Source organism: Chitinophagaceae bacterium (genome assembly GCA_016713085.1).
In the GTDB taxonomy this organism is placed as follows: domain Bacteria; phylum Bacteroidota; class Bacteroidia; order Chitinophagales; family Chitinophagaceae; genus Lacibacter.
The window spans coordinates 1,061,711-1,088,462 of the sequence record JADJPV010000001.1 but is presented as its reverse complement, the minus strand read 5'-3'; the positions used below and the strand labels follow the sequence as shown (position 1 = coordinate 1,088,462).

Sequence of the window (26,752 nt, the reverse complement as noted above, 5' to 3'; positions counted from 1 at the left end):
ATTACCTCAATTATGTTACGTTCTGTTTTATTCATTGTTTTGATGCTGCTCTTACATACAGCATTTACTCAGGATAAAAAGGTTACGATCCTTTCTGTTCCATCGGGTAATCAATATTCTAAAATTGATCCCGGGGGAATATCTATTCTGCCGAGTGGAAGGTTTGTACAGCCGGCCGGACAGATTGTGCGGATCACACATGATCCTTTTGGCATGGCTGTTTCGGCCGATGGTAAAAAAGCTGTTACACTTCATAATGGCGTATTTACCATTATTAATCTGGCAAGTCTCAAAACATTGCGTGTGCCAAGTTATAACCAGAAAATCAATTCACCACTTGCACATGATCCGCTTTCAGGAAGCAGCTTTGGAACAGATTCAATGCATACCAGGGTAATCAAATCGCCACTTACTCATGGTTCGTTTTTAGGTGTTGCATTTGGAGCAGACTCAAAAACAGTTTACTTAAGTGGTGGAGACAACGGTGCAGTAATTGTGTATGATATTGAAACCCTGCAACGCTTAGATTCCATTTCATTAAATGGAAAAGTTGATGGAGTAGATTTTGATGACAGTTTCACTTCTGATTTATTGCTGAACAACGATGAGCTGTTGATTTTAGACAGAGGTAATTTTCGGCTAGTACGATACAGTTTAAGTGTTAAAAAAATAACTGCTTCTATTCCCGCAGGCCGTCAGCCATTTGGTTTGGCAGTAAGTGCAGATAAGCAAACGGCTTTTGTTGCGAATGTTGGCATGTATGCATATCCTTTAATTGAAGGAATGGATTCTGCCAATTATAATTCCATGATGATTAACCGTCATCCATACGGAGATAATACAAAGGAATCGATTGAAGGAACAGTTATAGATGGGAAAAAGATTCCCGGTGTTGGAAGCCCCAATTCACCTGAAGCAATGAGTGTGTTTACCATTAATCTAAGCAGCAACAAAGTAATTGATAAATTTAAAACAGGATACCAGGTAGGTGAGATGGTGGAAGACGCTGAAGTGGTAGGTGGAGCAAGCCCAAATTCTATTGCAGTTGGAAAGCAATACGCTTATGTAACCAATGCCACCAATGATAATATTGCAGTGATTGATTATAAGAATCACAGAATCCTTTCTCACATTCCCATTAAAGTAGATAAACGGATTGATAAATACCGGGGCTTATTGCCTTTTGGAATTACATTGAGTAAAGATGAAAAAACATTGTATGTAGCATTACTCGGTTTTAATGCAATTGCAGTGATTGATGTGGCAACAAAAACAACCAAAGGATTAATTCCCACAGGTTGGGGACCGGCAAGAGTTAAACTCTCTGCCGATGAAAAAGAAATGTATGTTATCAGTTGCAGGGGTCTGGGTGCAGGGCCTAATGGAGGAGCCGGTTTTATTGCTCCCCCTCAAGGCACTTATATAGGCGATATTCAATTGGGAACTTTTCAAAAAATTGCAATGCCCAATGCAATTGAATTGGCAGCTTATACAAAACAAGCCATCAGCAATACATTTAAAGAAGTAACAGTTAAGGATGATGTTACTAACCCACTTCCGCCATTACCGGGTTTAAGAGAAAGCCCGATTAAATATGTTGTGTACATTACCAAGGAAAACAGAACATACGACGAAGTATTAGGACAATTGAAAAATGCAGTTGGCGACAGCACATTAGCAAGGTTCGGTGTTGATTGTGAATATACTTTGCCCGATTCTTTACAGGCAAAGAATAAAAATTTAAAAGTTTCTCCCAATCATCATAAGGTTGCTAAGCAATTTTCTTTCAGTGATAATTTTTATTGCGATAGCGACGCATCCATTCATGGTCATCACTGGATGGTGGGCGTAATTCCTAACGAATGGGTTGAAACAAACTCAAGTGTGGATAAAACAGCAAAGTATTTTTCAAAAGCACCGGGCAGAAGGTTCCCCGGATCAACAGGAAGCATGGATCCTGAAGATTATGCAGAAATTGGTGGCTTATGGGAAGCACTGGAAAGAAAAAAAATCAACTTTTACAACTTTGGTGAAGCAAATGAAACAGCCCATGTGCGTGAAGAATGGAACGATACTGCTACAGGTGCAGCTCATGCTGTGATGGTTCCCATGCAAAAAGCATTGTACACCCGTACCAGTCATAATTACGCAGGGTATAATACAAATATTCCTGATCAGTTCCGCATGAACCAGTTTGAAGAAGAGTTTACAAAAATGTGGATTACAGGTAAACAAAAATGCCTTCATTAATAACGATGCAGGTGCCAAATGATCACACTGCCGGAGCAAGACCGGAGGATGGATACTTCACCCGCAGTTCTTATGTAGCAGACAATGATTTGGCGGTTGGAAGAATTTTGCATTTACTGTCCCGCACTGAATACTGGAAAAACATGCTGGTGATTATTACAGAGGATGATCCGCAGGGTGGTGTTGATCATATTGATGCACACCGCAGCATTTTAATGATGGCAGGCCCGTATATAAAGCGGGGCTATGTTAGTCATACACATGCTAACTTTGGATCTATCTTAAAAACCATCTACAATATTTTAAACGTTCCCTACGTCAATCAGTACGATGTTACGGCATCTTTACTGCAGGATTTTTTACTGATAAGCCTGATTTTACTCCGTATACCTTAGAGCAACACGACCCAAGGGTTTTTGATGTGGAAAAAGCGATGAAAAAATACAACCGGACTATTGACTGGCGGAAAATTATGCAGGGGCCTGCAATGGATAAGGTAGAAGATATGAGAAAAGAATTCAACCAATAATAAATTACAATGTTATGCCTACAATCAGAAAAATGATTCTTGCTGCTTTGATTTTATTTCCTGCTCTTGTGTTTGCTCAAACTAAGGGAAGCAAAAAAGTGCTGCTTCCAAATGGCTGGACACTTTCACCCGCCGGCCGCTCATTACCATTGGGAGATCTGCCATTAAATATAGCAGTATCGAAATCAAAAAAAATAATGGCCGTTACCAACAACGGGCAAAGTGTGCAGAGTATTCAGTTAATAAATCCGGTTACAGAAAAAATTCTTGATAATGTGGTGGTTCCTAAATCCTGGTACGGACTGAAGTTCTCTGCCAATGAAAAATTTTTATACGCCAGTGGTGGTAATGATAACTGGATTTTAAAGTATGCCATTGTAAAGAACAAACTTGTATTAAATGATTCCATCTCGCTAGGAAAGAAATGGCCCAATAAAATTTCTCCTGCAGGTATAGATATTGACGATGCTGCACAGCTCATGTATGTTGTAACAAAGGATAACAACTCACTTTATATTGTTGATCTGGTTACTAAAAAAGTAGTGTTTCAACTGCAGCTGGAAGAAGCGTCTTACTCCTGTTTATTATCGAACAATAAAAAAGAACTCTATATTTCTTTATGGGGTGGAAAGAAAGTACTGGTGTATGATATTGCTTCGCAGAAAATTGCAGCACAAATAAATGTTGGTGAAAATCCAAATGAATTACTGTTATCTAAAAACGGCAACTATCTGTTTGTTGCTATTGCCGGTGACAATGCTGTATCTGTTATTGATGTAAAACAACGGAAAGAACTGGAAGTGTTGAATGCAGCATTGTATCCCAATGCACCAACAGGTTCGGCCAGTAACGGACTTGCAGTAAGCGAAGACCAGAAAACGCTGTACGTTGCCAATGCAGATAATAATTGCCTGGCAATTTTTGATATCAGTAAACCCGGCTTCAGTAAATCAAAAGGATTTATTCCAACAGGCTGGTATCCCACCAATGTAAAAGTGATTGGCAAAAAAATATTTGTAACAAACGGCAAAGGGTTTTCTTCCTTCCCCAATGTGAAAGGCCCCAATCCTGCAAGCAATAAACAGGAAGTAATCTATCAGCATGGTGATTACAGAAAGCAGCAAAGTAAAATACAGTATATCGGAGGTTTGATGAAAGGCAACATGAGTATTATTGATGAACCTTCTCCTGTAACACTGGCCAATTATTCTAAATCGGTTTACGAAAACACTCCTTATACAAAAGATAAAGAACTGAATGCAAAAGGCGAAGCAGGTAATCCTATCCCCATGAAAGTGGGCAATGCTTCTCCCATTAAATATGTATTCTATGTAATTAAGGAAAACAGAACATACGACCAGGTGTTGGGTGATATGCCTGAAGGTAATGGCGATACAAGCCTGGTATTATTTGGCGAAAAGATTACACCTAATCAACATAAGCTGGCAAGAGAGTTTGTTTTGCTTGATAATTTTTATGTTGATGGTGAAGTAAGTGCTGACGGTCACAACTGGACAATGGCCGCTAACGCAAATGATTACTTAGAAAAAAACTGGGTTACAAGTTATGGTGGCCGTGGTGGTGAATATGATGCAGAAGGTACCCGTGATATTGCAAGCCCCGACCGTGGTTTTCTCTGGGATTACTGTAAACGTGCGGGTGTGAGTTACAGAACCTATGGCGAGTTTGCTGATGATTACAAAGCGAATATCCCTGTACTGCAAAATCATTTCTGTCCATATTATACAAGCTGGGATGAAAAAGTAAGAGATACTACACGCTTTAATCAGTGGAAAAGAGAATTTGATTCTTTACTGGCTGTGAATGCTGTTCCAAAATTCAATTCACTTCGTTTTATTAATGATCATACAGAAGGTGCAAGAATTGGAAGACCAACACCATTTGCACATGTTGCAGATAATGATCTGGCTGTTGGATTGTTTGTTGAATATTTATCTCAAAGCTCTATCTGGAAAGAAACCGCCATTTTTATTATTGAAGATGATGCACAAAATGGGCCTGATCATGTGGATGCTCACAGAACTACGGCCTATGTAGCCGGAGGTTTTGTAAAAAGAAAACTTGTTGATCATACTATGTACTCTACCTCGTCAATGCTGCGTACAATTGAATTGATTTTAGGTTTACCACCAATGAGTCAGTACGATGCTGCTGCAGAACCAATGTGGAGATGCTTCAGTTCCACTCCTGATTTAACTCCTTTTAAATCGGCGGCAGCCAATGTTGATTTGAATGAAAAGAATGTAAAAAATACCGTAGGCGCAAGATTAAGTGAAGGATTTGATTTTACTAAAGAAGACAGAATTCCTGATTTGGTTTTCAGTGAAGTAATCTGGAAAGCTGTAAAAGGCGAAGCCAGTGTTATGCCTGCACCAAGAAGAAGCGCATTTGTAAAAATGGTAGAGGAGGAAGATGAGGATGAAGAGAAAGATAAATAATTCTGTAATTCGAACTTAGTTAAGGGGTTGGTGAGGACACCAACCCCGGCGGTCAGCCGTGGCGGGTGTCCTCACCCGCCACTTGAAATCTGCTAACTAAACAGCATTGAAAAATAATTCTATAATACGAACGATGGTATTTTTATGAACAAGTTGATTCTTTTTATAGCCTGCAGCAGCTTATTTCTTTCTGCATACGCACAGGAGGATACAGTTGTAAAATCACTGAATGAAGTAATTGTTACAGCAAACCGTACCATGCAAAAAGAGGCAGTTGTGCCATACACTGTACAATCAGTTGATCGTAAACATCTGAATCAGTTTAATCCACGTACCACACCAGAAGCATTGATGGGAATGAATGGAGTGTTTGTTCAAAAAACAAATCATGGTGGCGGCTCAGCATTTGTAAGAGGATTAACAGGCAATCAAACATTGATACTGGTGGATGGAATCCGTTTAAATAATTCTACATCCCGCTATGGCCCCAACCAGTATTTAAACACGGTTGATGCTTTCACCATACAAAAAATTGAAGTTGCAAGAGGAACAGGTTCTGTACAGTATGGAACGGATGCATTGGGTGGGGTAATCCATGTATTATCAAAAGAGCCTCTGCTGAAAAAGAGTAATGATGACGGAATAAAGAAAATTGCTGCAACTGCCATTGTAAAATTCATGAGTGGAAATATGGAGCAAACATCAAGGGCTGAAATGAATTACAGCAGCAAAGGGTTTGCAGCAATAGTGGGAGCTACGGGACGAGATTTTGGTGATATGATTGGAGGTGATACAACCGGGAAACAATCACCCAGCGGTTATAAAGAATTTGCTTATGATGTGAAGTTGAAATTTAAACTCAATGAGCAGGTGCAGTTAACAACAGCTCATTATTTCCTTCAGCAGAAACATGTACCGGTTTATCATAAAGTGCTGCTTGAAAATTTTGCATTGAACGAAATGGATCCTCAGCAAAGGATGCTGACTTATGCAAAACTTTCCATCAGTAACAGAAACAAACTGATTCGTACAATTGACTTTATTCTGTCGCACCAGCAATCAGTTGAAGGCAGAAACAGTCAGAAAAACGGAAGCTCTGTTCTGCGAAAGGAAAACGATAAAGTGGGCACCATTGGTTTTACTGTTGATGTACTTTCGGAGTTTACAAAAATCTGGACTGCCAATTCCGGCATTGAATTATATCACGACAAAGTAAACAGCAGCAAAGAAGATATTAACCAGTCAACAGGAAGTAAAACAGTGCTGCGTGGTTTGTATCCTGATGAATCAAAGTATGGTAACTACTCCCTGTTTTCATTGCATCATTTCAACCTGAAGAATTTTCGTATTAATGCCGGACTCCGTTATAATCTGTTTGATATCCATATTGCAGATACTACATTGGGGAATGTAAACATCAAGCCTTCGGCTTTAGTTGGTAATGCAGCAGTATCATATAGCATCAACCGGTATCATCATGTATTTGCATCTTTCAGCAGCGGTTACCGTGCTCCCAATGTTGATGATATGGGAACGCTTGGTATTGTTGATTTTCGTTATGAAGTTCCTGCAGCTGATCTATTACCGGAAAAATCATTTAACTATGAAGCTGGCTATAAGTTTCGCAGTAAAAAACTTACGGCAACGGCCAATCTGTTTTATATGGAGCTGAAGCAGTTGATTACAAGAGTGAAACAGGAAGGAGAAGTGATTAATGGATATAATGTATACAAAAAAGAAAACACTGAGCAGGCATATATCCGTGGTGCGGAAGCTGAAATGGATTGGCAGATACTGAAGAACTGGAATGTAAATGCGGGCTTCGCTTATGTATTTGGACAGAATACAACGAAGCATGAACCTTTACGCAGAATGCCCCCCTTCAATGGAAAAATTCTTTCTACTTATAAACTGAACAGATGGTTTTCTGGTGCTGAACTTTGGTTTGCTGCAAAGCAGGATCGCTTGGCACAGGGCGATAAAGATGACAACCGTATTCCGAAAGGAGGCACACCCGGTTTCCGGGTAATGAATCTGTATGCAGGGTATGAACTGAAGCATCTGAAATTTAATACCGGTCTTCAAAATTTATTTAATACAGACTATCGCACACATGGCAGCGGTATCAATGGATATGGCCGCAGTATATGGCTTAATATTCAATTCACACTATAGTAACATCTGCTTCACATTACACTTCTATTTTACGCTCCATATTATAAGTGAATATGGAGAAAGCCCGGGCAGAAAAAATTGCAACTGAAATTATTGATCTGTACAGGAAACATGGCGGTGATGATTATATTGGTGAAAATGTAACTCAGCTTCAGCATGCTTTTCAAAGTGCAGCACATGCTAAAGCACAAAACTGTGATGATGAAATGGTGCTGGCTGCTTTTTTGCACGACATCGGGCATATCTGTGTTGCCGAACACAATGTTGCAAAGATGGATGGCTTTGGTGTGATGAACCATGAAAAAATCGGTGCTGCATTTTTGCGCATGCGCAGGTTTTCAGACCGGCTGGTGAAACTGGTTCAGGCACATGTTTCAGCCAAGCGTTACCTCACTTATAAAGATGAATTCTATTTTAACCGGCTTTCAGAAGCCAGCAGACAAACATTGGTTTTCCAGGGAGGAAGAATGTCGCATGATGAAGCAATCCTGTTTGAAACCGATTCACTCTATCATGAAATGATTACCATGCGAAAGATTGATGAGCTGGCCAAAGATGATCTTCCAACAGGTGAACTGCAGCCTTTTCATGAAATGATTGTAAAGCATTTGGCTGGCAGATAAATACTTCTTCATTTAAATAAAATTATATGTCAAACTATTCATTGGTTGTATTTGATATTGCAGGCACAACCGTAAGAGATAAAGGAAATATTGCTGAAGCATTTATTGATGCGTTTAAGGAGTTTGGAATCAGTGTTCCAATAGAAGAGGTAAATAAAGTAATGGGATGGAGAAAAAAAGATGCAATTGTATTGTTGCTTGACAAGTTTCAAAGAGATGCAGATATGCAATCGGAAGAATTGGTGGAGGAGATTCACACAGCCTTTATTCAGAACATGATTTCTTTTTATGAAAACGATAAAGATCTGCAGCCATTAGGCTATGCAGAAGAATTGTTTCAGCAACTGAGAGCGAATAATATAAAAGTTGCTTTGAATACAGGGTTCACTAAAGATATTACAGATGTTATCCTTCGAAAATTAAACTGGAGGGAAGGCCAGATGATTGATTTTGTTGTGTGCAGTGATGAAGTGCCCGAAGGCCGTCCTTATCCTTATATGATCCGGGAGTTAATGAAACGCAGTGAAATCATTGATGCAAAGCAGGTGGTAAAAGTGGGAGATACAGAAGTGGATGTACAGGAAGGAAGGAATGCAGATTGCGGTTTGGTCATCAGTATTACAACAGGTGCGTATTCAAAAGAGTTACTTGAACAATATCAACCCGATGAGATCATTGATCATCTTTCTGAATTACCTGCACTGATGTTATGAGTCTTACACTGAAAAATACTTCGGTTCAACCTGCTTCAAAAAAGCTGGAGATAACATTGTATGCAGCATTGGTTGCATTCTTAACCTATTCTTCTGTGTATGCATACCGCAAGCCATTTACAGTTGCCACATTCCCGGGTATTGAATATTGGGGCATTCGTTATCAAACGTTGCTCATCATCAGTCAGGGTATTGGTTATATGCTGAGTAAGTTTTATGGCATCAGGTTTATTTCAGAATTAAAACGGATGGGCAGATGGAATACATCTGTGATACTGGTTGGTACTGCATGGCTGTCCTTATTCTTTTTTGCTATACTGCCGCCTTTGTTCGGTTTAATCTGCTTACTGATCAATGGATTTGCATTGGGATTTATGTGGGGTATTGTATTCAGTTATGTAGAAGGAAGAAAAACAACTGATTTCATTGGCTCAGTAATGGCAGTAAGTTTCATTTTTGCAGGAGGCTTTACAAGAACTGTTGCCAAGTGGTTACTTGTTGAATGGAATGTAAGTGAACAGTGGATGCCTTTTTTTACGGGATTGGTTTTTGCCTTACCGCTTGCATTGTTTATTTATTTACTTGAAAAAATTCCTTCACCCGATGCAACAGATGTTGAACTGAGAACAGAGCGTGTAAGTATGAGCAGGGACGACCGGAAGAAAGTGCTTGGTTTATTTGGTGCAGGAATTTTTATGATAACAGTTACCTATGTTTTTCTCACCATCATCCGTGACCTGCGTGATAATTTTATGACCAATATCTGGACGGATCTCGGATATGGAAATGACTACAGTATTTTTATGAAAACGGAAACAATCACATCAGTGGTAGTGTTGGTGCTTGTAAGTTTACTGGTTATTGTGAAAAGAAATATCCAGGCGTTCCGCTTAATTCATTTGCTGATTTTCATGGGCTTTCTGTTAACAGGAGTTTCATCTCTTCTTTTCCGTATTGGTTTATTAGATGGTGCATTATGGATGCAGCTTGTTGGCCTGGGATTGTACATGGCTTATATTCCTTTCAACTGTATTTTTTTTGAACGCATGATTGCAGCTTTCCGAATCAATGGAAATGCAGGGTTTTTAATGTATACGGCCGATGCATTTGGTTATTTCGGGGCAATGCTTGTTATGCTGGGAAAAGAATTATTTATTATCGAAACGAACTGGTCATCTTTTTATTCAGGAGCTGCTTTGTTTTCCGCAGTAGTTGGAATTGCAGGCACCATTATTTCACTTTCATATTTTAATGAGAAATATAAACGACTAAAGTCACCGTATTATGGGCAAGCGTAAGGCAATTATTATTGGCGCAGGTATTGTTGGTTTGGCTACTGCAAGGGCATTGGCTGTAAAAGGTTTTGCTGTGCAGGTATTTGAGCGGGGTGATAAGGCAACCGGTGCATCTGTTCGAAATTTTGGAATGGTTTGGCCTGTAGGGCAGCCCGACGGTTTATTGTATGAAAGAGCTTTACGCAGCCGAAGTATTTGGGAAGAAATTTCAAAGAGCGGTGCATTCTGGAGCGATCCTGTTGGCAGTTTGCATGTGGCACATAATGAAATTGAATGGACCGTTTTACAGGAACTGTATGCGGAGTTTAAAACTGATCGTCCCGTAAAATTATTATCAGCTGCACAAATAGCAGAACAAACAGAGGCTGTTGTGCAAACGAATTTGCTGGGTGGATTGTACAGTGCAGATGAATTGATTGTTGATCCCAGAGAAGCAATTGCTGCATTGCCAGGCTACCTGCAAGAGAAATATGCTGTTGAATTTTTCTGGAACCGGTGCGTAAGTTATATTTCTGAAAACACAGTGTACATTGGTAATGATGAAGATTATGAAGCAGAAGTATTTTTTATTTGCAACGGCGCAGATTTTGAAACCTTGTACCCTGAAGATTTTGCAGCTTATCCGCTGATAAAATGCAAACTCCAGATGATGAGGATTGCAGCACAGTCAAACGAATGGCGTATTGGTCCTGCTTTATGCGGTGGTTTATCACTTACCCATTACAATAGTTTTAAGGCAGCTCCATCATTACCCGGGCTCAAAGCATTTTATGAAGAGGAGATGGGTGCTTACCGGGATTGGGGCATTCATGTAATGGTTTCACAAAATGCAGCAGGCGAATTAACCATTGGCGATTCGCATGAATATGGAAACACACATGATCCGTTCGACAAAGCATTTATCAATCAGCTGATTCTTGATTACCTGAAAAAATTTGCTGCATTTAACGACTGGACAGTTATTCAAACCTGGAACGGCATTTATCCAAAGCTGACTAATGGTGATACGGAGTTGTTCTTTTCACCTGAAGCGGGAGTGTATGTACTGAATGGATTGGGTGGAGCAGGGATGACCCTGAGTTTTGGACTGGCCGAAGAAATTGTAAAGGGGTTGTGAGACTAAATTTCAATTCTGCTTAAACGGCAAAAAAAACTTAACATTCGGTCAATGGTTTTATTGATACTTTCATATTAATAAATTGTTATTAAATCATGAACAAAGAGAAAGTGTCAAAAAAGGAAGTAAAAAAGAAAGTGCTTGCAAATATTGAAGCTGCGATGAAGGAGTTTAAAAATGTTGACAATGGTAAAAAGTTTACCAAAAAGATGAAAGAAGCAAGCAGCATACTCACTGATTTCATTGTGCATCACAGCAAAGCTGTAAGCGCCAAATCAAAGTCAGCTGTAAGTAAGGTAAAAGCCAAGAAAAAAAGTACAGTTAAGAAGACTGTAAAGGTTAAAACTGCTTAATTGCTTATTATTTCCGGCATAAGCCAACTTCTGCCTGTACCTGGTAACATAAATATTTTTAAAAAAGAAGGATATTACCGGAGAACGTTCACAGTTACTAATTTATCTTTTCCATCTACGGGCAGCTGAATAGGCTTCCCTGCACGATGTTCAAATTTCTCTCCAAGAAGAAGAGCAATGGTTGCAGCAAGTTGATTGCCGTAAGACTGTTGCTCTTCTTTTATTTCACCTAAAGGAATAATATCAGGGCCAATCATTGCAAGCCATGTTTGGCCAGATCCATTGATGAAAGTACTGTGCGTATTCCATGTGCCTGCAGTATTGCCTCTGCCATGGTCTGTGGTAATAATAATGGTAGTATTGTTTTTATAAAAAGGATCCGATTGAGTATAAGAAAACAGATCGCCAATCATTTTGTCGGCCATTGCTGCTTTTTCCAGGTATGCAGCATAGTTACCCTTGTGCGCTTCTTCGTCTGTTTCTCCAAAACCTAAAAACAATACTCTTGGATGATGAGTTTGCAAATATTCCCTGGCACTTATATAGGTAAGTAAATCATGCCTTGTTCCTGTTTTCTCTTTTATACTTTCCTGTACACGGTTGATTTTATGATTGATGATAGTTGAGTCGTCTGTAAGCATTTCATATCCGCTATTCACCTGGAAGTTGCTTCTGTCTTCATTAAAAATATATGGAAAAATGTCCCAGGATGTAAAAGCTGCCACTTTCCCTTTATAACCGGGTTGGGCATTGAGGTATTCCAGTATATTTCTGTTTTTGTTTTCAACAGGTCTGTTCTTTGTTACAAACAGATCCGCATAACCTGTAAGGATTTCATTATACCCCGGGTAGGAAATTTTATAGGGATTCTTCATGTTCACCCTGTTATTGAAGAACCGGTTGCCATACAATTGACCTTTATTTGCAATTACATTCCAGAAAAAAGGCATCAGTTTTTTTCTTCTGGTTTCAGGAGAACTATCCCAATACATTTGTTTGGTGAATAATGTATCAGCAGTATATTTTTCGTTGCTGATGAGTAAGGAATCGGCACCTGTAAATACCTCCTGCCAGCGGAAGCCATCTGTAGTAATGATGATGATGTTTTTCGTTTTGAGGGTCGGTTGGGCAGAAGATATAAATGAAATTCCAAGGAGGATAAAAAAACAGACAGCTTTCATTGAATTGGTTTGTCAAAACTACCCGTCGCATATTACTATGTCTTTATGTAAAGATTAATTTAATATTACTTCACTTTAGAATTATTTAAAACAAAGTAGTCCTTCCTGAGTAGTTGTACATCTCCTCATCAACCTGCTTAAATGCGGACTTAACATTAAGGTCACAATTTATTCATGCCTTGTTAACAATCAGGAAACTTTAAATTCATAATTGACTTTAACCTTTGTAAAACCTTTACTGTGAAGACATTTTACAAAACAATTATCCTGTCTGATATCCATCTCGGCATCCGCAATTCAAGGGTAAAAGAAGTGGTTGATTTTCTCAGCAATCACAAATGCGATACCCTTATTCTCAATGGTGATATTATTGACGGCTGGCAATTAAAGAAATCTGGCGAGTGGAAAAAGAAACATACTTCCTTTTTCCGCATCATTATGAAGTACATGCACAAGTACAACACAAAAGTGATTTACCTGCGTGGCAATCATGATGATTTTCTGGATGAGATTCTTCCATTTTCATTCGGGCAGTTTGTTATCAAGCGTCACCACATACTGCAAAGTGGCAGTAAAAAATATTATGTGGTGCATGGCGATATTTTTGATACGGTTACAACTAAATTGAAATGGCTGGCAAAATTGGGAGATGTGGGTTATACGTTCCTGCTTTGGCTCAACCGTTATTACAATCACTACCGCACGAAAAGAGGACTTCCTTACTATTCACTTTCACAGGTAGTAAAAGCAAAAGTAAAATCAGCGGTTTCGTTTATTTCTGATTATGAAGAGCAACTGTGTGCAGTGGCAGCGGCCAATCAATGTGATGGTGTTATCTGCGGGCATATTCACCAGGCAGCTGATAAAATGATGAACAATATTCACTATCTCAACAGCGGCGATTGGGTGGAAACGATGAGTGCCATTGTTGAAACGAAAGAAGGCGAATGGAAAATCATTTATTACAATGACTGGTTGAAAGAAACACAAACAGAAATCACAACAACTATTCTTGAGCCTGGTCAATATGCAGAACCTTTTCATTCAAACTTAACTCCCGAACTTGTATGAACAATACCTTTGTTTTTGCAGTACAGGGCGAAGGCCGTGGACATTTAACGCAGGCTATTGCAACCTATGAAATGTTAATTGCCAACGGCCATCAGGTGGCTGCGGTTATGATTGGAAGCAGTAACAGAAGAGAAATCCCGGCATTTGTACGTGAACGCATTAAGGCACCCATCATCAACATTCTGAGTCCGAATTTTATTACAGATAAGGATAACAAATGCATTCAGCTGGGCAAAACGATTTTTAAGAATATGCTGCAATGGAGAAAGTACAGGAAAAGCATGCGGCAAATCAATGAAGTGGTGGATACTTACAAACCTGATCTGTTGCTGAATTTTTATGAGCCACTGATTGGATTGTGTTCATCGTTCAATAAACTCAACACAAGAATTATTTCTGTTGCTCACCAGTTTATTTACCTGCATCCTGAGTTTGAATTTCCGAAGGGCAGCAGTAAAAAAGAAAGTTATGCTATAAAAAAGTACACAGAACTTACTGCAAAGGGATCAGACAAATTACTGGCACTTTCTTTTTACCCGTTGCAACAACAGGTATACAAAAACATCAGCATCACACCGCCGCTTTTACGCAAAGAAGTTGCAGAACAGGACGTATTTCATGGTAATCATATCCTGGTATATATCCTGAATGCCGGTTATATGCAGGATATTATTAACTGGCATAAAGAACATCCTGATGTGGAACTGCATTGTTTTACTGATAGTAAAACCATAAAGGGGAAATGGCGCTTTGATGATACACTTTGTTTTCATTCACTCGATGACAGAAAGTTTCTGCACTTTATGGCCGATGCAAAAGCATTGGTAACAACAGCCGGTTTTGAAAGTGTTTGCGAAGCCATGTATTTTGGTAAACCTGTTTTAATGGTTCCGGTGAAAGGGCATTTTGAACAATGGTGCAATGCGAGGGATGCAGCAAAAGCAGGAGCAGGTATTTATGCTGATGAATTTAATCTTGATGTTCTCTTGAACTATATTCCGCAATACAAAAACACAAGTGAAGAATTTACAGAATGGAGCAAACAAACAAAACATTTGATGATGCAGGCTTTTGCGGAAATCTTACATCAGCCAATGGAAGCAGAGGAAATAAATGATGGATCAATGAGTTTTCCTTTTTCTCCTTCCTTTACCTGAGTTATATATTACAGATTAATCCCGGGGTTTTCTTTTTTTCTCCATAGTATACTTTCCCCTTTTGTATTTGTAAAAAACCTTTTTCATTCAGGTTGCGCATAACCCTGATAACTGTTTCAACTCTCAGTCCGGTCATATCAGCAATCTGTTTACGTGTAAGTTTAAGCTGGTTGCATTCAGGACATACATGATCTCCTTTTTCTTTCAGGTATTTTAATAAGGCAGTAATAATATTTTCGGGATTATGTGATGCAATTTCTTTCACCAAAAAGAATTTAAACCGCAGGCGCTGTGTTAGCAGGCGGCTGAATGTAAAATGAATTTCAGGTTGTGATTTTAATAACTGTTGAAAAACAGATTGATGCAGTCGAAGCACATGGGTTTCTTTATTAGCAATGGCGGTAGCAGCAAATAAGCCTCCGTCAAACAAGGGGAGTTCACCAATACATTCGCCTGGCTCAACCAGTGTTTGCAGGTATTCTTTTCCCTCTTCATTTATATTTACCCAGCGCATTTGTCCGCTTACCACCTGGTAATAAAAACTACAGACAGTTCCTTCTTTGAAAAGGATTTCTTCAGGTGCAAGTTTTTTATAAGTTGCACCCCAGGCAAGCAATATATCAAGATCAATCATCATAGCGTTTCAACAAGATAACACGAAAATCAGTGAAAGCAAAACAGCAACTTCTTTTTTGACTCGGCTAACTTCAATACCATATGTAAAAAAACCAGAGTGGGGAATGTGCAGTTGAATCTCCCTTTCAGTCCATTCATAAAGCTGTACATTTGAAACTCTCATTTCTATTTTACTATGTTTGATCAGCTGATAAAAAGTATACAGGAAAAAGTGCCGGTTACAAAAGAGGAACTGGAACTGTGCAAACATTATTTTACACCAAAGAAGTTGCGGAAAAAACAATTCCTTTTACAGGAAGGAGATGTTTGTAACCGGATGGCTTTTGTAGAAAAGGGGGCTATGTGTTCTTATTCAACCGATGCAAAAGGAACACAGCGTGTTATTCAGTTTGCATTTGAAGGCTGGTGGATCTCTGATCTGTATAGTTTTTTTACCAGGGAACCATCCTGTCTCAGTATTGAAGCGCTGGAAGATTGTGAGCTTTTACTGCTGGATCATGAACAGCAGGAATCATTACTGAAGAATGTTCCCAAATATGAAACCTACACAAGAATGCTGTTACAAAATGCTTATGTAGCACTTCAGCGAAGGATTGAAGGCACCATTGGTTTACCTGCTGAAGAAAAATATTCCCGTCTTTTATCTCAATACTCTGCGATTGTTAACCGTGTACCTCAGCACCTGATTGCTTCTTATTTAGGCGTTAGCCCCGAAACACTCAGCCGCATCCGCAAGCAGATGACCCGCTGATCTTCTTGACAAATGTCAATGCTTTTTCTTGTCACATGTCATTGGATGACCCATTGATACGGGTGTAGCTTTGCCTTATCAAATCAATGATATGCAAACAAAGAAAACAATCGCAGTAATAGGGGCCACAGGAAATATGGGGAAGGCGATTTCCAAAGCATTGTCAAAAGGCAATGACCGTTTGCTTCTTTTTTCAAGAGAGGAAGAACAGCTGAACATACTGGGTGATGAAATCAGGGAACAGTCTCCCGCTGCCGATTTTGAAACCATTCAATGTGCGTATGAAGCCAGCTGGGAAGCAGATATTATTATACTCGCTGTTCCGTATGAAGCAGAAGCAGAGATAGCGGAAAAAATTAAAGAGGTAGCCAGTCAGAAAATAGTGATCAGTATTTCCAACCCGCTGAATGCATCCTATGATGGATTACTCACTGCTGCTGATACAAGCGCAGCAGAAGAATTACAGAAATTATTGCCCGATTCAAAAGTGATCAAAGCGTTTAATACCACTTACGCTGCTGATTTTATGCAGCCGGTGATTGATGGAAAACAGGTTGATGCCTTTGTTGCAGGAAATCATGATGCAGCATTAGGAACAGTTGCAGAACTGGTTCATACTGCCGGTTTCAATCCTATTATAGCCGGTAATTTATCTGTGAGCAAAACGCTGGAGAATATGCAGCTGCTCATGATTCAGCTCAGCATCAGGAACCAGTATAACTGGCAGGCAGGCTGGAAAATCTTACACAATTAATTCAACTATTTAAATAATCAATTCAAACAAAAACAATGAAAAAAACAGCAATCATCCTTTCTTTATTTTTCCTGGCATCAGCATTCACAGCAGTAACTGTATGGAAAAACGACAAAGCACATTCACAGTTAACCTTTACAGTTACACATCTTGGCGTATCAGATGTATCGGGTGTATTTAATGATTTTGATGTGAACATCGAATCAACCAAACCCGATTTCAGCGATGCAGTATTTGCATTGAATGCAAAAGTTGCATCAATCGATACTCGTATTGAAGCAAGAAACAATCACCTGAAGAGTGGTGACTTTTTTGATGCAGCGAAATATCCTGAACTGACCTTCAAAAGCACATCAATTAAAAAAACAGGAAAAGATGCTTATAAACTTACAGGCAATCTTACACTGCATGGTATTACCAAAGAAGTAACCATGAATCTGCAGTACAGAGGTTTGATTGAAAACCCAATGTCGAAGAAACCTACTGCCGGTTTTCAGTTAACAGGTACTATTAAGCGTTCTGATTTCGGTTTAGGCAATGGTTTCCCTGCACCAATGATCAGTGATGATGTGCGTATTAAAGCTGATGGAGAATTTGCACAATAAGCAGTTAAAGGAAATCGTAAAAAAAGCATAAAGAAAATTAACATGAAAAAGATATTGAGTGTAACAAACAGCCCAAAAAGTGTAGATGTGGCGATCCTCATTACAAGAGTGGCTGTAGCAGCATTGATGCTGTATCACGGATTACCTAAACTGGAAACATTATTTTCAGGTGATCCAATTCAGTTTCCGGGTTTATTCGGCATGAGTCCTGCATTTGCATTAGGCCTCACCGTTTTTGCAGAAGTAGTCTGTTCCATTTTTATCCTTGTGGGTTTTGGAACAAGACTGGCAGTAATTCCTTTGGCGATTACAATGCTGGTAGCAGTATTGATGATTCATGCAGCTGATCCGTTTTCCAACAAAGAACCGGGTATTCATTTCTTACTGCTGTATGTAGTATTATTCATTACCGGCAGCGGTAGATATTCTGTTGATGGATTGATTCAGAAAAAACAATTGTCCGTTGTTTACAGTAACCGGTAACCAAATCAACGAAGTTTCGTACCACTCATGAGGCCCTCTATTTGAATATTGCAACAGAAGTATTATTTTAAGAAGGAGTTGATACATGAAACGGAAACAATTTATACAAACACTTATAACAGGAGCAGCAGGTATGACAGGATTAGCCGCATTCAACCGATTTACAGATGACTTAACAGAACAGGATCAACTGATGCCTGTTCTGTTCATTGGTCATGGTTCACCCATGAATGGAATTGAAGACAATGAATTCAGCCGGCGCTGGAGCCAGATGGCGAAAGAAATTCCAACGCCAAAAGCAGTGCTGGTGGTATCAGCACATTGGTTTACAAAGGGCACGCATATCACAGCGATGGATTTTCCAAAAACCATTCATGACTTTGGTGGATTCCCACAAGCGTTGTTTGATGTTCAGTATCCTGCACCCGGCAATCCTGTACTGGCAAAAGAAACAGCCTCACTCATTCATTCTGTCGAAGTTGGATTAAATCATGATTGGGGGTTGGATCATGGTGCATGGACAATCATCCGGCATATGTATCCCAAAGCAGATATACCCGTATTGCAGTTGAGTATTGATTATACAAAAGGCCCGCAGTATCATTATGAACTGGCAAAGGAATTGTACAGTTTACGAAAGAAAGGAATTTTGATTATTGGCAGCGGTAATATGGTGCATAATCTTCGCATGGTTGCATGGGATAAATTAGATGAACCGGAATATGGTTTCGACTGGGCATTACAGATGAATGATAAATTCAAAGAACTGATTGGTAATAATCAGCATAGTCAGTTGATTAATTATCAATCGCTGGGGAGAGAAGCATTACTGTCTATTCCCACTCCTGAACATTACCTGCCTTTATTGTACACCTTAGGGTTGAAGAACAGTAAGGAAGCTGTTTCATTTTTTAATGATAAGGCAGTAGGCGGTTCGCTAACGATGACCTCGGTGAAAGTTGGATAGGAGAATAAACCTCATTCATTAAAATATAAGCCACCTGTGGATCAGGTGGCTTTTTTATTGCCTTCAGAAATGCTGAAAACTTTATTGCTTACCGGCAAAATTATTTTCTCATTTAAACGTTTTCTGAGAAATCCAGTCTTACCAGGCATAAAAACTAATTCAATGAAAAACTTCCTGCGCAGAACAACTGCTGTTTCAGTTATTCTTTTCCTGTTTATCAGTTTGTTTACAGCCTGCAAAAGCAATAGCCCGGCACCGCCTAAAGTGTACCGTTTTAATGAAACCATCACTATAGATGGATTGGTAAGAACATATACGCTGAACCTTCCTCCCAATTATTATGAATCGTCCGGTTTTTCACTGGTGATTGCCATGCATGGTGGCGGAGGTGATGCCAACCAGTTTGAAACCACATCAAAGCTTACAGAAAAAGCAAATGCTTCAAACTTTATTGTAGTTTATCCGGAGGGTGTAAAAAGTACAGGCCCAATTGCAGCGAGAACCTGGAATGCAGGAGGCTGTTGTGAATATGCAAGAGACAATAATATTAATGATGTAAAATTTATTTCCCAGCTGATAGATAAATTAACGGCTTCGTATAAAATAAACGCAAAGAAAGTATATGCCACAGGGCATTCAAATGGCGGTATGTTATCATACAGGCTTGCCTGTGAAGTACCAGACAAAATTGCTGCCATTGCACCAAGTGGCTGTACAATGATGGTAACGCAACCCTGCAATCCTTCAAGGCCTGTTCCGGTTTTGCATATGCATTCTGTGTTAGATACAAAAGTTCCTTACCAGGGAGGAATTGGTTTAACAGGAGTTTATTATCATCCCCTTGATTCTGTAATGAATGTATGGTCGTTAAAAAATAATTGTGTCAACCCTTCGCAGATCATTATTAATAACGGAGATTATAAACTTACTAAATGGTCTTCCTGCAGCGGTAATGTAACCATAGAGTATTACTTAACGCAGGATGGCGGTCATGGCTGGCCCGGTGGATTACCCGGTGGCCCCATCAGCGATACTCCATCACAGGTAATCAGTGCAAATAATTTATTGTGGGATTTTTTCCAGCAGTTTCAATTGCCATAAAGCTTTTCTATGCGAATAAATACAAAACAAATTGTATTGAAATAAAAATGCTGCTCTTTGGAGCAGCATTTTTATCAGTGGCCTCGCCAGGAATCGAACCTGGATCTGGAGCTTCGGAAACTCTTATACTATCCATTGTACTACGAGGCCGGTTAATTTGGCAATCTGCTGATTTGAAAATGTGCTGATGAAAACAACATCTAAATTCCAAATCATCTAATCAACCCACTTACATTGCTTCCGAATATTTTTACTGCAATGGCCAGCAATATTACGCCAAAAAATTTTCGTACAGCGATTAATCCCGCAGGGCCTAATGCTTTTTGAATCCGGTTGAGTGAACGGAGCACAATATAGATGATGACCAGGTTAATAAATATAGCAACGAGGATCATCCACTCATTTCTGTCTGAACGTTCAAAGGTTGCTTTTAACGACATAATAGTTGTTAAAGTTCCCGATCCGGCAATCAACGGAAATGCAATGGGAACCACTGTTCCTGCTTTGGCATCTTTTTCGGGCTTAAAGAATTCTATACCCAAAACCATCTCCAATCCAAGAATAAAAATTACAATGGAACCTGCAACAGCAAATGACTTTACATCAACACCCAGCACATTTAAAAAAGGTTTGCCGAGGAAAAGAATAATACCATCAGTCCACCGGATATCAAGGTTGCTTTGCCTGAATTAATGCCACCCATTTTTTCTTTGAGTGAGATCAGCATCGGTACAGAGCCAACAATATCAATCACCGCAAAAAGTGTAAAGCTGAGCGTCAGTAATTCTTTAATGTCGAATTCCATGGCAGTTGGTTTGTACAAAAGTAAAGCATCCCTCCGAGAGAGATGCTTTACACTTTGATGAAAAGATTTACCAGTTAACGGTAACTCCTGCGTTGGTCATGAAAGGAATGCTGTTGAATCCTCTCAAATCGTAGAAATCTGTATTACTGATGTTTTGTGCATCAGCAAAAAACTTAATATGGTTATTCAGCTGATATTCAGCATAGGCATTCAGCAAAAAATATCCTTTCAGCTTTGTGTCTTTTACCTGGTAGCCTGCCACATCAAAACGTTCACTTACATATTTTCCGCTCACTGATGCAGAAAATTGTTTGCAGTTATAAGCAGCGGTAAGATTGAACTGGTGAACAGGACGGCGAAGCAGGTAACTGTATGCTGTGTCATTAAAGGTCAGTCTGCTTTGTGAAAATTCTGTTCCATTTACATAACTGTAGTTACCGGTTATGCCGAATGATTTATTGATTTGAACAGAAGCTTCATATTCAAGTCCACGCACAAACTGTTTTGGGAAGTTGAAGTAAGTATAGTTTACATAATCAAAATCAATTCCTGATTTTATTTCACGGTAAAAATAAACAAGCCTGTGTTTGATGGATGCTGTTTGATGCTGTATGCCGAATTCAACGTTTTTACTTTCTTCGGGTTTCAGGTTTGCATTACCATAGCCTGAGTAGAGTTGATACAATCCCGGAGCTTTAAATCCTGATGCAATACTTCCAAATACACGTACATTTTTGGTGATGTTATAACTCGGATTAAACGTGTAGGTATAATTGCTTCCGTAGCGGCTGTGTACATTTAAACGTCCGCCAAGTTCAATGTTCAGTTTTTCATTCAACCCATTATAAATAACAGAAGCATATAAGGATGATTGACTCACTGAAGTATCATTGAACTTGGTTGGGAAAGGGCCATAACTGCTGATAGAAAGATACTGGTTGTTAAAAGAACCATACCTGTAATCAGCTCCCTGTAATAATGTGAATGATTTATTCAGTTTTACTGTTGCATACAATTCAACAAACTGGCTCTTGCTGAAGTAATCATCACTTATATAAGTTGAAAACCCGGAAATATCCCCGCTGTCGTTGAGGAAATGACGGTTATTTTCACTGTACTGATAATTTCCATTTACTGCAACAGCATCATTTTTAAATGTAAAACCTGCACCTGTTGTAAGATTTGCATTGCGGATGGTAAAATCTTTATCATCTGTAAAAGCTGAAGCATCCACATCTGATTTGTACTTGCTGTATTGTACAAAACTCCGAAGACTCAGCTGTTTGGTTGATTGATATTGTACAGAAGCATTGATGATATTTCCATGATAACCGTCTTTATCAAAACCTTTGTTTCCGCTGCTGTCTTTTGCTGCAGAAAAACCACCCGTGTTAATGGTTGAATATCTTGTTTGATAACTGAGCTTTCCTGCATTGCCAAATAATTGCAGGTTACCACGAAAGGAATTGTAATTGCCTGCTGTAACAGTTGATTTAATGTGGAATGGCTTGGTAATATTCTTTCGGGTAGTGATGATATTGATAACACCAGCCACTGCATCACTTCCGTACAAAGTTGACTGAGCACCTTTTGCAATTTCAATTCTTGTTACGTCATTGATGGAAAGAAAGTTGAGATCAAATTCATTGCTGATAAAAGAGGGATCGCCAATAGGAATTCCATCAATCAGTATCAACACTCTTCCGCTGGCTGCACCACGCATAAATACTGTTTGCACCGTGCCAGCATTGCTGAGTGCGCCGTTAATTGTAATGCCTGCCTGTTCGTTTAAAACCTGTGCTACTGATTTGCCGGGGCTTTTTTCCAGTACATCTTTACCGATAACTGTTACTACTTTACCTGTTTGCGATTGTTTTTGTTCCATCCTGTTGGCAGTGATGATCACTTCGTCTAATTGTCTGGATTTGGAACTGTCCTGTGCTGATAGTTGACTGCCGATGATTGATGCAGTCAACAACAAAAACGTTTTTTTCATAATAGAAAAATTTTGTTGTGACTGCTTTCAGAAAAAAAAGAGATGGAAATATAAATGCCTTGCAGCTTTTACACTTCACGCTTTTCACCCGAAAGCAAAATGAATTTTGATCCCGATATTTATCGGGAGTACCGGCAGGTCTTCTGGCTCAACGATCAACTCAATACGCCTTCCCGAATATTATTCAGTGGCTAAGTAGATTGAGATGTTGCCTTACTCCTCTTCAGGGGTTGAGGCATCGCTTTACAGCTACGGGGATAGCGCCGGATTTACACCGGACTTCCCTTTTAATCCCGACTGTGAACGTCAGGAACCGCTACGGTTGCAAAAGTAGGGGAGCGGAATTGGAGATTCAAATTTGTTTATACAGGATTATTCACATATGTGCAGATGAAAAAAAAATCAGATCATAAGATGTTTTTAACATATCCGGCATATTGATTTAATTGATTCTGCGTTTCTTTTTTATCCGCTGATCTGTCATACACTCTATTCTTGCCAAACGACTGTTCTTATCAGAACCATTGATGCTTAAACCTTAAATCAATTTGTATGAATAGTCGTGTCTGTATCTTATTCTTCATTTTTTATTTCGCCACTCACGGGTCTCCTTTACATGCACAGCAAAAAAGTTCAAAGTATGAAGTGGGTATTAATGTGGGTGGATATGTGTATCAGGGTGATTTATCGCCCAGTGCCATTGGTTCATGGAAAACAGTAAAGCCCGGTATTGCAATTCACGGATCAAGAAAGCTTAATTCAACACTGGCCCTGCGGCTGAACCTTTCCTTTGCTTCCTTAAAAGGAGATGAATCAAAATATAACACGCCTGCTTATCACCAGTACAGGAATTTTAAATTCAAGACACCTTTAATTGAACTATCGCCGCAAATTGTATGGAGCCCATGGGGTTGGGATGAAGTGGGTAAAAAAATATCTCCCTATGCTTTTGCCGGAGTTGGGGTGAGCTATACACGTATTCGCCGTGACTGGAGTAATTTCAATTCAACACATTTTTCACTGGAAGAAGATTTGCCTGCACGAATTGCACAGGATGCCGCACACCGCACACCTGTTTTAATACCTTCCATACCTGTTGGTGCAGGATTGCGTTATGCAGTATCACCGAGAATTGTAATTAATGGAGAAATATCCTACAGAAATATGTTTACCGATTACCTCGATGGATTCAGCAAAGCTGCTAACCCACGGTTTAAAGATCATTATTACAGTGTGTCGGTTGGTGTTATTTACCGCTTTGGGAAAAAGAACAGTTGGGATTGCCCGCCGGTGAAATAAACATTATAAACTACAGATAGCATAGGCAAAGCAGCAAAGATTAGTAGAAAAAGAAAATCTCGCCACAAATTATTACAAACATTATTATTGCAACGAACAAAAACTTGTATGTGTAATTAAAGTCCTTTGTAAAGGACTTGTCGACAATTGATATTATGTCGGGCTTAATCAAAAACCAAAAGCACCTTTTAATTTCTTTGAAGTTTCCAATTACGATCCTCAGTAGTACAATGAAGATAAATAAATCAACGAGTATAAGTATAATTGATTTTGAACTCATGAAGAGGGTAAATTAATTGGCAAACAATAGTTTGTTTAAAAAATCTTAATCTCTAATTTAAACAAAAAATTCAAGCACTTATTTTCTTTTATGTCCATGGAAAAACGATATCCCCGCATAATAATTTCTTCCCGGTGCAACATTATAAAAACGATTGGCTGCTGCGTTGATATCATTACCAAGACTGTAAGTTTCGTTGAACAGGTTGTCGCCACCAGCAAATACCTCAGCCTGCAGTTTGCCAACGAATATTTTTTTGTAACCAAGTCTTACCGCCAGTAAATGATAATCACCTGCATAAAATGTATTGGCATCATTTAATGGAGTTTTGTCGTTATAGTTGTAAGTAAGATTGATATAAACTCCGGGTTTAATCATTGCATCAAAACCAAGGGCCAGGATATTTTTTGGTACGCTGGGTAATTGTTTGCCGCTGTAATCATTTGTCAGCTGTTTAAAATCATGATACCTGAAATCGTTGTGTGTGTAGCTGAGCCATACATTACTCTGTGAAAGAAATTTACGTTCATCATCTGCAATCTTATACTGAACAAATGTTTCAACTCCTCTTTGTCTCGTTGAACCGGCATTGGCAAAATAATCAGCACCACTCAAATCTCTTCTTTGTACAATTGTGTTATTGAGTTTGAATAAAAAACCATTCACATCAACAAACAATCTTTCTTTCCAGTTGAATCTTGCACCTGCTTCATAGTTCCATCCTTCTTCTGCATTCAGGTCAGTTGTAATAATTCCTGTTGATGGCAACACTTCAACAGATGTTGGTGGTGAAAAGCCTTTTGCAACAGATGCATACACTGAAAATTCTTTTGCAACTTTTTTCAGCAATGAAAGTCTCGGTGCTATTTCGTTGTCGTATGTTCTTTTCTGCGGACTGAGTGGAAACTTATTCAACCGTATGATTTCTATTGTATTCTGATTCAGACTTGCACCCGCAGTAATAATCCATCCTTTGGGTAAGTTCCAGTCGGCCTGTGCAAATGTGCTCCAGATGAATGGGTTCACTTCATCTTCTGTTTGTAATGTATCGCTTGCACCATTTTTATTTTTATATACACGGAGGTTATACCATCCTCTCTGTAATTCTGCACCTGCAATGAATTTCAATTCGCCTAAACCAATCTTTGGGGTAAACGCAAATACAGTTCTTCCTCCTGCATGCGGCTCTGACCTTCTTTCATAATTACGTACAGCAGCATTGGCAAATTGGGAGAAAGCACCATAAAGCGTAGTAATATTTTTAAAGCTTTCTGTAATGGCAAACTCATGACTGAAGCCGCCGAAAAATGTTTTCTGATGAACCGATGCATTTGCTGCTGCACTGCTTGGGAATGCACCGGCTGCAGGTCTTGCCTGTTTAGGATTGGCTGTAAATTCAACAAGATTTAATCCGCCGGGTGTTTGATAAAACAAATCAGCATACATAAAAAAAGTACGGATGCTTTGTTTTTGATTCAGTTCAAATTTTGTATCCCAGCTGAACACAGTTCGTTTTACTTTTGTCCAGTCACGGTAACCGTTACTTTTTAATTGATTAAAGCTGATGGTTTGCTGTGAATTGCCTTCGCCAATTTGTGCACGTACATTCATGGTTTGTAAACCAAAGCTCCCAAACAGGTAATCAATGCCAACACCTGATTGTTTATTCATGCCCTGGGTTTTCAATAAAACAGTTCCGCCACTTCCTGCACCATATAAACTGGAAGAAGGTCCTTTTAAGATTTCAATGGATTGAATATTATAAAAACCAAGCTGGTTAAGATAAGTTGATCCGCCCGGTTCTGTAAACGGAATTTCGTTGAGATATACTTTTACATTCCGCACACCAAAGGGTGAACGCAATGAACTTCCACGAATATTTAAACGGTAACTGCCGGGGCTGCGTTCTTCCATACGAACACCGGGCGCTGCATTCATTGCAGGCAGGATGGATGTATTGCCGAAACGGAGCAGTTGTTTTTGCTGAACAGCACTTACAGCTGCAGGTACATCCATCAGCTTACGGTTTTGCTCAAATGCTTTGATAATGATTTCACCTAATTCTTTAGAACTTGTATCAGGTTGGTTTTGTGCAACAGCACTGGCGGCAAAAAAGATTGCGGCGGAAAGAGTTAGTAGTTGGTTCCTCATG

General features: G+C 39.2%; 20 protein-coding genes, 1 tRNA gene, 2 pseudogenes and 1 riboswitch. Of the genes and pseudogenes, 17 read left to right on the top strand and 6 right to left on the bottom strand.

Annotation, left to right across the window (positions count from 1 at the left end; genetic code table 11):
• The first annotated feature begins 12 nt into the window (after nt 1-12).
• From IPK31_05200 to IPK31_05165, 8 genes and pseudogenes are all read left to right on the top strand, one after another.
• Nucleotides 13-2,779 (top strand): annotated as a pseudogene (locus tag IPK31_05200) (phosphoesterase).
• 14 nt (nt 2,780-2,793) lie between these two features.
• Nucleotides 2,794-5,238, top strand: a complete 2,445-nt coding sequence (locus IPK31_05195) for a bifunctional YncE family protein/alkaline phosphatase family protein (GenBank protein ID MBK8087380.1) — start codon at nt 2,794-2,796, stop codon at nt 5,236-5,238.
• A 144-nt stretch (nt 5,239-5,382) separates the two neighbouring features.
• Entirely contained in the window at nt 5,383-7,413 is a 2,031-nt protein-coding gene (locus tag IPK31_05190) for a TonB-dependent receptor (GenBank protein MBK8087379.1), read from the top strand.
• A 53-nt stretch (nt 7,414-7,466) separates the two neighbouring features.
• A complete protein-coding gene (locus IPK31_05185) occupies nt 7,467-8,036 on the top strand; it encodes an HDIG domain-containing protein (protein ID MBK8087378.1) in 570 nt (189 codons plus the stop codon).
• A 26-nt stretch (nt 8,037-8,062) separates the two neighbouring features.
• Nucleotides 8,063-8,749 carry an HAD-IA family hydrolase gene (locus tag IPK31_05180; protein ID MBK8087377.1) on the top strand — a complete coding sequence of 229 codons (687 nt, stop codon included), beginning with the start codon at nt 8,063-8,065 and terminating at the stop codon, nt 8,747-8,749.
• Complete coding sequence (locus IPK31_05175; GenBank protein MBK8087376.1) at nt 8,746-10,047, top strand: hypothetical protein; 1,302 nt, start codon at nt 8,746-8,748, stop codon at nt 10,045-10,047. The genes IPK31_05180 and IPK31_05175 overlap by 4 nt, the downstream gene beginning before the upstream one ends.
• On the top strand, nt 10,034-11,161 hold the full coding sequence (locus tag IPK31_05170; GenBank protein MBK8087375.1) for a TIGR03364 family FAD-dependent oxidoreductase: 1,128 nt from the start codon (nt 10,034-10,036) through the stop codon (nt 11,159-11,161). The genes IPK31_05175 and IPK31_05170 overlap by 14 nt, the downstream gene beginning before the upstream one ends.
• A 95-nt stretch (nt 11,162-11,256) precedes the next feature.
• On the top strand, nt 11,257-11,514 hold the full coding sequence (locus IPK31_05165) for a hypothetical protein (GenBank protein MBK8087374.1): 258 nt from the start codon (nt 11,257-11,259) through the stop codon (nt 11,512-11,514).
• A 74-nt stretch (nt 11,515-11,588) separates the two neighbouring features.
• Here the strand turns inward: IPK31_05165 and IPK31_05160 are convergent, their stop codons facing one another.
• The gene (locus IPK31_05160) at nt 11,589-12,695 is read right to left on the bottom strand and encodes an alkaline phosphatase family protein (protein ID MBK8087373.1); all 1,107 of its coding nucleotides are present in this window, start codon (nt 12,693-12,695) and stop codon (nt 11,589-11,591) included.
• A 240-nt stretch (nt 12,696-12,935) separates the two neighbouring features.
• Here IPK31_05160 and IPK31_05155 point away from each other — a divergent pair, with 240 nt between their 5' ends.
• Both IPK31_05155 and IPK31_05150 read left to right on the top strand, forming a co-directional pair.
• On the top strand, nt 12,936-13,766 hold the full coding sequence (locus IPK31_05155) for a UDP-2,3-diacylglucosamine diphosphatase (protein ID MBK8087372.1): 831 nt from the start codon (nt 12,936-12,938) through the stop codon (nt 13,764-13,766).
• Nucleotides 13,763-14,923, top strand: coding sequence for a hypothetical protein (locus IPK31_05150; GenBank protein MBK8087371.1), 1,161 nt, complete (start codon nt 13,763-13,765; stop codon nt 14,921-14,923). Before IPK31_05155 ends, IPK31_05150 begins: the two co-directional genes overlap by 4 nt.
• Nucleotide 14,924: 1 nt before the next feature.
• Here IPK31_05150 and IPK31_05145 read toward each other — a convergent pair whose 3' ends face one another.
• Complete coding sequence (locus IPK31_05145) at nt 14,925-15,557, bottom strand: Crp/Fnr family transcriptional regulator (GenBank protein MBK8087370.1); 633 nt, start codon at nt 15,555-15,557, stop codon at nt 14,925-14,927.
• Nucleotides 15,558-15,734: 177 nt separating this feature from the next.
• On the opposite strand from IPK31_05145, the gene IPK31_05140 reads away from it, so the two are divergent.
• The 6 genes from IPK31_05140 (at nt 15,735) to IPK31_05115 (ending at nt 20,220) form a co-directional block, all read left to right on the top strand.
• The gene (locus IPK31_05140; protein MBK8087369.1) at nt 15,735-16,310 is read left to right on the top strand and encodes a Crp/Fnr family transcriptional regulator; all 576 of its coding nucleotides are present in this window, start codon (nt 15,735-15,737) and stop codon (nt 16,308-16,310) included.
• A gap of 91 nt (nt 16,311-16,401) precedes the next feature.
• Nucleotides 16,402-17,064, top strand: a complete 663-nt coding sequence (locus IPK31_05135) for an NAD(P)-binding domain-containing protein (GenBank protein MBK8087368.1) — start codon at nt 16,402-16,404, stop codon at nt 17,062-17,064.
• Between the two features lie 35 nt (nt 17,065-17,099).
• Entirely contained in the window at nt 17,100-17,669 is a 570-nt protein-coding gene (locus IPK31_05130) for a YceI family protein (GenBank protein MBK8087367.1), read from the top strand.
• Nucleotides 17,670-17,711: 42 nt separating this feature from the next.
• On the top strand, nt 17,712-18,152 hold the full coding sequence (locus IPK31_05125) for a DoxX family protein (protein MBK8087366.1): 441 nt from the start codon (nt 17,712-17,714) through the stop codon (nt 18,150-18,152).
• A gap of 133 nt (nt 18,153-18,285) precedes the next feature.
• Complete coding sequence (gene ygiD / locus IPK31_05120; GenBank protein MBK8087365.1) at nt 18,286-19,119, top strand: 4,5-DOPA dioxygenase extradiol; 834 nt, start codon at nt 18,286-18,288, stop codon at nt 19,117-19,119.
• A gap of 162 nt (nt 19,120-19,281) precedes the next feature.
• Nucleotides 19,282-20,220, top strand: coding sequence for a phospholipase (locus IPK31_05115; protein ID MBK8087364.1), 939 nt, complete (start codon nt 19,282-19,284; stop codon nt 20,218-20,220).
• Between the two features lie 78 nt (nt 20,221-20,298).
• On the opposite strand, the gene IPK31_05110 is transcribed toward IPK31_05115, so the two are convergent.
• From IPK31_05110 to IPK31_05100, 3 genes and pseudogenes are all read right to left on the bottom strand, one after another.
• Nucleotides 20,299-20,370, bottom strand: a tRNA-Arg gene (locus tag IPK31_05110).
• Between the two features lie 62 nt (nt 20,371-20,432).
• Nucleotides 20,433-21,025 (bottom strand): annotated as a pseudogene (locus tag IPK31_05105) (MarC family protein).
• Nucleotides 21,026-21,092: 67 nt separating this feature from the next.
• Entirely contained in the window at nt 21,093-23,021 is a 1,929-nt protein-coding gene (locus tag IPK31_05100) for a TonB-dependent receptor (protein ID MBK8087363.1), read from the bottom strand.
• Between the two features lie 115 nt (nt 23,022-23,136).
• Nucleotides 23,137-23,354, bottom strand: a riboswitch (cobalamin riboswitch).
• 219 nt (nt 23,355-23,573) lie between these two features.
• Here IPK31_05100 and IPK31_05095 point away from each other — a divergent pair.
• Nucleotides 23,574-24,320 carry an outer membrane beta-barrel protein gene (locus tag IPK31_05095; protein ID MBK8087362.1) on the top strand — a complete coding sequence of 249 codons (747 nt, stop codon included), beginning with the start codon at nt 23,574-23,576 and terminating at the stop codon, nt 24,318-24,320.
• Between the two features lie 358 nt (nt 24,321-24,678).
• On the opposite strand, the gene IPK31_05090 is transcribed toward IPK31_05095, so the two are convergent.
• Complete coding sequence (locus IPK31_05090) at nt 24,679-26,751, bottom strand: TonB-dependent receptor plug domain-containing protein (protein MBK8087361.1); 2,073 nt, start codon at nt 26,749-26,751, stop codon at nt 24,679-24,681.
• Between the last annotated feature and the right edge of the window lies 1 nt (nt 26,752).

Bases quoted from the DNA above. Each gene is read 5' to 3' on its own strand.
- IPK31_05150 (MBK8087371.1), top strand. From the start codon at position 13,763: ATGAACAATACCTTTGTTTTTGCAGTACAGGGCGAAGGCCGTGGACAT.
- IPK31_05130 (MBK8087367.1), top strand. From the start codon at position 17,100: ATGAAAAAAACAGCAATCATCCTTTCTTTATTTTTCCTGGCATCAGCA.
- IPK31_05170 (MBK8087375.1), top strand. From the start codon at position 10,034: ATGGGCAAGCGTAAGGCAATTATTATTGGCGCAGGTATTGTTGGTTTG.
- ygiD (MBK8087365.1), top strand. From the start codon at position 18,286: ATGACAGGATTAGCCGCATTCAACCGATTTACAGATGACTTAACAGAA.
- IPK31_05185 (MBK8087378.1), top strand. From the start codon at position 7,467: ATGGAGAAAGCCCGGGCAGAAAAAATTGCAACTGAAATTATTGATCTG.
- IPK31_05100 (MBK8087363.1), bottom strand. From the start codon at position 23,021: ATGAAAAAAACGTTTTTGTTGTTGACTGCATCAATCATCGGCAGTCAA.
- IPK31_05175 (MBK8087376.1), top strand. From the start codon at position 8,746: ATGAGTCTTACACTGAAAAATACTTCGGTTCAACCTGCTTCAAAAAAG.
- IPK31_05135 (MBK8087368.1), top strand. From the start codon at position 16,402: ATGCAAACAAAGAAAACAATCGCAGTAATAGGGGCCACAGGAAATATG.
- IPK31_05145 (MBK8087370.1), bottom strand. From the start codon at position 15,557: ATGATTGATCTTGATATATTGCTTGCCTGGGGTGCAACTTATAAAAAA.
- IPK31_05165 (MBK8087374.1), top strand. From the start codon at position 11,257: ATGAACAAAGAGAAAGTGTCAAAAAAGGAAGTAAAAAAGAAAGTGCTT.
- IPK31_05190 (MBK8087379.1), top strand. From the start codon at position 5,383: ATGAACAAGTTGATTCTTTTTATAGCCTGCAGCAGCTTATTTCTTTCT.
- IPK31_05195 (MBK8087380.1), top strand. From the start codon at position 2,794: ATGCCTACAATCAGAAAAATGATTCTTGCTGCTTTGATTTTATTTCCT.
- IPK31_05095 (MBK8087362.1), top strand. From the start codon at position 23,574: ATGAATAGTCGTGTCTGTATCTTATTCTTCATTTTTTATTTCGCCACT.
- IPK31_05125 (MBK8087366.1), top strand. From the start codon at position 17,712: ATGAAAAAGATATTGAGTGTAACAAACAGCCCAAAAAGTGTAGATGTG.
- IPK31_05090 (MBK8087361.1), bottom strand. From the start codon at position 26,751: ATGAGGAACCAACTACTAACTCTTTCCGCCGCAATCTTTTTTGCCGCC.
- IPK31_05115 (MBK8087364.1), top strand. From the start codon at position 19,282: ATGAAAAACTTCCTGCGCAGAACAACTGCTGTTTCAGTTATTCTTTTC.
- IPK31_05160 (MBK8087373.1), bottom strand. From the start codon at position 12,695: ATGAAAGCTGTCTGTTTTTTTATCCTCCTTGGAATTTCATTTATATCT.
- IPK31_05180 (MBK8087377.1), top strand. From the start codon at position 8,063: ATGTCAAACTATTCATTGGTTGTATTTGATATTGCAGGCACAACCGTA.
- IPK31_05140 (MBK8087369.1), top strand. From the start codon at position 15,735: ATGTTTGATCAGCTGATAAAAAGTATACAGGAAAAAGTGCCGGTTACA.